This window comes from Brasilonema octagenarum UFV-OR1, from assembly GCF_963888615.1.
Taxonomy (GTDB): Bacteria; Cyanobacteriota; Cyanobacteriia; order Cyanobacteriales; family Nostocaceae; genus Brasilonema; species Brasilonema sennae.
The window spans coordinates 1-6,745 of the sequence record NZ_CAWPKW010000174.1 but is presented as its reverse complement, the minus strand read 5'-3'; the positions used below and the strand labels follow the sequence as shown (position 1 = coordinate 6,745).

The 6,745-nt window shown below is 44.5% G+C and carries 6 protein-coding genes; 3 read left to right on the top strand and 3 right to left on the bottom strand.

The annotated features are described in order from the left end of the window. Positions 1–213: 213 nt before the first annotated feature. A complete protein-coding gene (locus AC5590_RS12255) occupies positions 214–1,407 on the bottom strand; it encodes a Coenzyme F420 hydrogenase/dehydrogenase, beta subunit C-terminal domain (RefSeq protein WP_169268726.1) in 1,194 nt (397 codons plus the stop codon). A gap of 212 nt (positions 1,408–1,619) precedes the next feature. Between AC5590_RS12255 and grxC the strand changes: the two genes are divergently transcribed. Then, a complete protein-coding gene (gene grxC, locus AC5590_RS12250; protein ID WP_169268725.1) occupies positions 1,620–1,892 on the top strand; it encodes a glutaredoxin 3 in 273 nt (90 codons plus the stop codon). 201 nt (positions 1,893–2,093) lie between these two features. Continuing rightward, complete coding sequence (gene gshB / locus AC5590_RS12245; protein WP_169268727.1) at positions 2,094–3,059, top strand: glutathione synthase; 966 nt, start codon at positions 2,094–2,096, stop codon at positions 3,057–3,059. Positions 3,060–3,063: 4 nt separating this feature from the next. Here gshB and AC5590_RS12240 read toward each other — a convergent pair whose 3' ends face one another. Together AC5590_RS12240 and ftsZ are read right to left on the bottom strand one after the other, a co-directional pair. Then, on the bottom strand, positions 3,064–3,237 hold the full coding sequence (locus tag AC5590_RS12240) for a hypothetical protein (protein ID WP_169268724.1): 174 nt from the start codon (positions 3,235–3,237) through the stop codon (positions 3,064–3,066). Positions 3,238–3,500: 263 nt separating this feature from the next. Beyond that, complete coding sequence (gene ftsZ / locus AC5590_RS12235) at positions 3,501–4,808, bottom strand: cell division protein FtsZ (protein ID WP_169268723.1); 1,308 nt, start codon at positions 4,806–4,808, stop codon at positions 3,501–3,503. 1,352 nt (positions 4,809–6,160) lie between these two features. Between ftsZ and AC5590_RS12230 the strand changes: the two genes are divergently transcribed. Next, on the top strand, positions 6,161–6,745 hold a 585-nt coding region (locus AC5590_RS12230), incomplete at its 3' end, for a DNA cytosine methyltransferase (RefSeq protein ID WP_169268722.1).

The window sequence follows — 6,745 nt, the reverse complement described above, 5'->3', positions numbered from 1 at the left end:
CGTAGTCGGATCTTGTGCTAGATCCTGGCTAAATTTTGGAAATTTTGTTGCCATAAGGATGAGTTCTTTTTGCCCACATCAAATTCTACGCCTGAAATACCCATTGCAACTCACTTTGAGTAAACTCAAGCTTTGCTGTCACCAGTTCTGCTGGATCGCTTAAGAGACTATCGAGAATTATAGCTAGCTTCTTAGTCGGCTACTTTTGTCTTTTTACTCTGGTAACTTATACTGCTCAACGATACGCTTGGCAAATCCTGGAACGTGTGCATCTAATTTATCTGGATGATTCCGCTTCACATACAAATAGTTGCGGGTGAAGTGAGAATCAATAGAAAAACGAGCGTATTCTAAACCTTTAGGGCCAATTTTTTCGATGACGACACCCATTAATTTTGCCGCCCACATCGGGAGGGTAACGCCTTTATCGTAGGCGGGTATACTTTGTTGGACTGCGGCTGTGCGATCGCCCTTTGACATAACTGGCCCAGTTTCTAGTTGATCTGTCACCAAGTCCAGCATCTGTTGACCTGTTTCATTTCTCACCATAATCCATTGCCACCCAAAAGGTGCCCCCATGTAACCTACGACCAAATCTGCTAGAGAATTGACGTAATCAAAGCAACTCATACAGGAGGGGGCAAACACATCTTTCAGTTTATTGGTTTTTAGCCCAAAGAAAGGCACCGTTTCGGTTGAGCCGTCTTCGTGTTTGAAATGAACCCGGAAGTCTTGCATGAATTCGTAATGCACTACCGTGTCAGGTGATTTGCTGGTTGTTTCTAAGAATTTTTGCAGTCCTGCACGGTTGACATTATCGACACAAGGTGTACCCAAAACGTAAAGTTTTTCTAAGCCTAGTTGTTTTTCGACGGCTCGTAATGCCTGAATTTGGCAACCAACACCAATCACCAACAGCCGCTTCATTCCTGATTTTTCCACTTGTTCCAAGACGGATAAATTTGGTGAGAGTGTTGGTTTATTGACTCGTGCTGCCAGTATTTCCTCTGGCGTACGGGCAATGATGGGCATCGGTTGAAAGCGGTCTTCTTTCGTGTTTTGCACGCAAACGACACCTTCAACAATACCGCGATTCAACATTTCGATGGCGATGGTACTAACAATTCCCGTCCATTGAGCACCAGGAACAGGCTCCTTTTTCCGCGCCGCCATCATGTCTTGATGCACACCAAAGTACAACTCGTCAGAATTGTCGAAATTTCGAGCGCGAGTGTGCGTCTGTTCTTCGAGTTTATCTATTTGCTGATTAATAAAAGCACAAGCTTGTTTGACATAGTGAATATAGTATGTATCGCACAAACCGCACTCGCTACAGAGTTCTTTAGCAGGGCGACGGCTACTGGGTTTAAGGGCTTTGGCTTTTTTGTGAGCAGACAGCGATGTCATTTTAAGAGCAGTTTATTAACTAAAAAATAAGATATTCTAAAGCTTTACTTTACACAAACTTTTAGAAGTATTACTACATTCAGAATTTGAATTTGCCTAAAAAAGACAACGAGTGCACCTAATTGGCAGAGCAAACACAAGTGAAAGCATATACAGCCACAAAAAGATTATTGTCTTAAAATTAAAAAACATTAATAAAACTTGAGGAACTTATGACTGCAAAAGTAGAAATTTATACCTGGAGAACTTGTCCATATTGTATTCAAGCCAAAAATTTGCTGGCAAACAAGGGGGTAAATTATACAGAATACAGCATTGATGGAGATGAAGCTGCACGCAATCTTATGGCTAAAAGAGCAAATGGCAGGCGCTCTTTACCACAAATTTTTATCAACGACTATCACGTTGGCGGTTGTGATGATATTTATGCCTTAGAAGATCAAGGTAAGCTGGATGAGCTACTAGCGTCGAGCAAAACTGTATAAGTTGACATAAAAGTCATTAGAGTTAAGAAAAATAAAGAAGAACGCAGAACACAGTTAGGCTTGTATCCTGTTTGCTATTCATCCCCCATAACTACTGAGTTGGTAATTCCTGAGTTCTTTGTTTGGTCAGTTATAACTCTTAAGGGCATAATCTAAATGGAACAACCTTAGAAGAATTTTTTGGCAATTGAGGCAGAAAGTGTGAAACTGGCTTTTATCATTGATCCTATCCATCTACTTGATCCGTGTCACGACACAAGTGTTGCTCTGATGGAAGCAGCGCAAATTCTAGGACATGAAATTTGGGTAACTCAAGTCAATCAACTCAGTGTGGTGGAAGGCAAAGCTTGGGCGCTCTTAGAAAGAGTGGAACTTATACCCGTGCAGTTGGTAGAAGGACGTTATCAAGCAGCTAATCCTTGGTACAAGTTGAGTAGCCGTACCCTTGTTTGCCTAGAAACACTGGATGCCGTCTTTATGCGGACAGATCCACCTGTCACAGTTGCTTATCTTTATGCTACGTACATTCTGGACTACATAGACCAAAACAAAACTTTGGTTATCAACAGTCCTTCAGGAATTCGGGCGGCAAATGAAAAAATGTATGCCCTTCAGTTTACCAAAGCGATTCCAGAAACTATTGTTACTCCACAGAAGCAGTTGATTAGGCAATTTGTAGAGGCTCAAGGAAGAGCGGTACTCAAACCACTGGGGAATAAAGCCGGAGAAGGGATTTTAATTTTAGAAGGAGGCGATCGCAACTTCAATTCTATAATTGAACTCAGTACTCTCCAAGGTCAAGTTCCAGTTATGGTACAAACCTACTTACCGGAGGCAAAAGACGGAGACAAGCGGATTATCCTGCTCAATGGCGAGCCAATCGGTGCCCTCAATCGCCTTTCATCTGGCAGCGACTTTCGTAATAATATGGCAACAGGTGGTACGGTTGCCCAAACTGATATCACTCCAAGAGAGTATGAAATTTGCACCCAACTCGCTGAAACCTTACGCAAAGATGGCTTAATTTTTGTCGGCATTGACGTGATCGGTGGTTACCTGACCGAAGTCAACGTCACAAGTCCTACCGGAGTGCGTGAGATAGATCGGTTTGACGGCACTCGTATTGGTCATCAGGTAATTCAATGGGTTGAGCGGGCAAAAAAATGATCAATCATAACCATTGCCATAAACCGTTCAAATAAGTCAAAGCTCGACAATAAGTCAAAGCTCGACAAAATTGCTCAAGTGCATTCTCAATTGATGAACCACTACAGCAATAAACACCAGTCCACGCCACTGGTAACAACGCTCTTGTTTCCATAAGCGCAAAGCGTGCCGCAGGCATACGCTTTGCGTGTTGATTCGCCTGGGTGCGTGCGTTAGTGCGCCCAGGAGATACCCGATACCCGTAAGGCTTGCCCGTTCCCACTAGGGCGGTGCTGTGTGCACGCGCCCAGGTTCCTCTATCTCCTCCATAAAGTTGGGGATGACTTTTCGTCCAAAGTTGAGACTTTTTCAGCAGATTGCAAAACCCTCCAACTAAGACTTAATGAATGATCAGCCATATAAAATTTTTCACCCTGATCCCATCGATAAGTTCATAATTTCTTAATTACGGGGTGTGCGTCGGTTACGGAGAAAACCCGGTATGTCTAGTCCTGGTTTTTCTTTGGGTTCGGTGATCGGCGTTGGAGGATTAGCTGCTGGTGGCTGTGGCTGTGACTGTGGCTGTGGCATTGGTCGCCTTGTTGCTGCTGGTGAGACAACCCGTCCTTGATTGGCGTTTTGTTGTTGTGCAGCTTGTACTTCACCTGTAAATCCTGTGGCAATTACGGTAAGTCTGACCTCACCCTGGAGCCGATCATCAATCACTGCTCCAAAAATAATATTGGCGTTGGGATCAACAACTTCATAAATTGTTTCTGCTGCGGCGTTTACTTCATGCAAGGTCAGGTCACTACCACCAGTAATGTTAAAAACAACACCTCTAGCTCCTTCAATTGAAGACTCTAGTAACGGCGAAGAAATGGCAGCAATTGCTGCTTCTCTAGCTCTTGATTTTCCTGAGCCAATGCCAATCCCCATCAATGCTGATCCCGCATCCGCCATAACAGCGCGTACATCGGCAAAGTCAACGTTAATCAAACCAGGAATTGTGATGATATCTGAAATACCTTGTACCCCTTGACGTAGCACGTCATCTGCATAGCGAAAAGCTTCCTGCATAGGTGTCTGCTCTGGGATGACTTCCAAAAGCTTATTGTTGGGGATAATGATGAGTGTATCCACTCTACTTTTTAGACCTTCAACACCTTGCTCTGCTTGACTGGTGCGGCGACGCCCTTCAAAGATAAATGGACGCGTCACCACGCCGACAGTGAGAGCGCCCATTTCTTTTGCCACTTCAGCAACAATCGGAGCTGCACCAGTACCAGTACCTCCTCCCATACCAGCAGTGATAAAGACTAAGTCAGCACCCTCTAAAGCCTTGGCGATTTCGTCGCGTGATTCTTCAGCAGCTTTTTGACCAATAGCAGGGTTACCACCGGCTCCTAAACCCCGCGTAAGTTTCTGTCCAATTTGCAAGCGAGCGGGAGCAGATGCTAAAGTCAGAGCCTGTGCATCAGTGTTAATTGACCAAAACTCTACGCCAATTACATCAGACGCAATCATGCGGTTAACAGCATTACTACCGCCACCACCCACACCAATTACTTTAATATTGGCGACTCGACCAGGAACAATATCACCCATTCGTGTTTCTTCACTAGCAATCTTCTTGGTGTCATGGTTTTGCCCATAGTTTACCCCAGTATTATTAAAGGGATTGGTCGAGTTGATTGCCAGCGATAACCCCTGCTGTCCGGGAGACTGGGAGTTTTTATAGGTAAGCCCTTGGTTATTATCAAGTGTCATCGGAGTTGCGAGCATGTAGATAAACGACTTTTTATGGTGTTATTCACCTGAGAGTCAACTATAGTTTGACGCGAGGTCGCCATAATCTATGGCATTTTTGTTTATGTTTCTTTCAACTTCCAGCCTTGGTAAGATTGGAGGTAGAAAGTTTGCTATCGGCTTAGGCATTAAAGCATCCAGTCGCATAGCTAATTCTAGTGAAGTATACCTATATTTACCGAAAATTGACCTGTATAACTTCCACCAGACATTAATATCTTCACTACTATTTAGCCAATTTGGCTCAGTATACCCCTGGTATCCCCAATCATATCTCCGTGTTCGAGATTGTGGCTGACATTGGACGTTTATTTTACGACTAGAGCTAGAGGTTTTTTTTTCGCTCTCCGATCCGCACACAGATTTTTTATGGTATAAATTTAAAAAATACACGTTTCTCAACCGTTGGTATAACCAACTATTACCGCCTTCAAAATTGTCTTTTCGGAGTAAGTTTAAGTGATTACGTATACACAAGATTGATAAAAAGGAAATTCTGTACACAAAATCCAGAACTAACTGCGTAACTTGTAAAGGCAGACCGTGGTGAGTCTCATCTGTCATTAAGGTTTGAACAATCGGATTTACCATTTAAGACACAAGATTTCTATTCTCATTATCTATTGCTGAACTGGACATAACCGAGAAATGACTTATTAAATGGAACACCCTGGTTTTTTGCTATCAGCTTCACCTTATATATAAGGAAAACTTTGCAATAAAGAAATTTTACCTTTGCTTTGGAAGAGTTGCGCTTTTGACTAGCACGAAAGTCTAAGGATCTTTAGAGGAATCGAAGGGAAGCAGTCCTTACACGTCTGTGTCAGTATGCTTCACTTTTGTTGCTATAGAGGTTTTACTTACGGAAATTCACTGTTTGGATGTCTGAATACAACTGTTTTCAAAACCTGCTCAAAGAACAAACTGTCCATCCTTACAGGGAACTGTTGTAAACCCTATGGGTAACGCCACGCCTTACGGTGAGTAAGCGCGCTCTTGGTAGGGTCTCCCTCATGTGCCACTTCTGTGCGGGGGTTCCCCCCGTTGTAGGCGGAACGCCTTCCCGCAGGGTAGAATGTGGCGTCAGGCGACTGCGTTAGCGCAGCGAGACCGGAGGTCTTCCCCGTAAAGGTGACAAAAGTAGCAAAAGCAGAAGAAGAAAGCGACCGATGGAACCCGTTGCACTTCGGCGAGAATCCACCTCATAAGGTAGATGCTTCAGGGCAAGTCAGCATCTTCTTTGATGACTCCCATGAACCACCTGACCCAGACGACTATAAAACAATCGAAGAGTATGAAGAGGCACATAGACAATGGGAAAGCTTACACAACTCGACTTGTGCAGCGGAGTGGGCGGAGGTTTCCCACTCGCAGGAGCCTATCTCAACTTCGACCTCATCGGAGTCGCCGAAACAGATGATTATTGCTCAAGTATCCTCAGTAAAAGATACCCAGGAGTGCCCAACTACGGGGACGTTAAGGAGTTTGCCGTCACTGGAGGAATCGGCACAGAGCGAGTTGACGTTATTAGCGCCTCACCGCCTTGTCCCCCCTTTAGTATCCAGGGAAAGCGGCTTGGAGCAGATGATGAACGGGACTGCTTCCCCGCAGTGCTCAACATCATCACTAAAATCCGTCCCAGCTTTGCAGCCATTGAGAATGTGCCAGGACTCCTCAGTTGTAGATACCGACCAGGAAGCGAAAGAATGTACTGCAACTACATCTGTGACCGATTGGCAGCAGCCGGATACCGACTGGAAGCAACTCTCGTTTCAAGTGGACACTTTGGGAGTCCCTTCAATAGACAGCGACTGCTGCTGGTTGCCATCTCCGACGGCGTTGAGTTCAAAAGCGAGCCGACCCCCTGGGCAAAGCAAATTAGAGAATTTCTTGAGGGG

What these genes read in the sequence shown, in the direction of transcription:
- AC5590_RS12255 (WP_169268726.1), bottom strand. Translation starts at nt 1,407, where the DNA reads ATGACATCGCTGTCTGCTCACAAAAAAGCCAAAGCCCTTAAACCCAGT.
- ftsZ (WP_169268723.1), bottom strand. Translation starts at nt 4,808, where the DNA reads ATGACACTTGATAATAACCAAGGGCTTACCTATAAAAACTCCCAGTCT.
- AC5590_RS12240 (WP_169268724.1), bottom strand. Translation starts at nt 3,237, where the DNA reads ATGCCTGCGGCACGCTTTGCGCTTATGGAAACAAGAGCGTTGTTACCA.
- grxC (WP_169268725.1), top strand. Translation starts at nt 1,620, where the DNA reads ATGACTGCAAAAGTAGAAATTTATACCTGGAGAACTTGTCCATATTGT.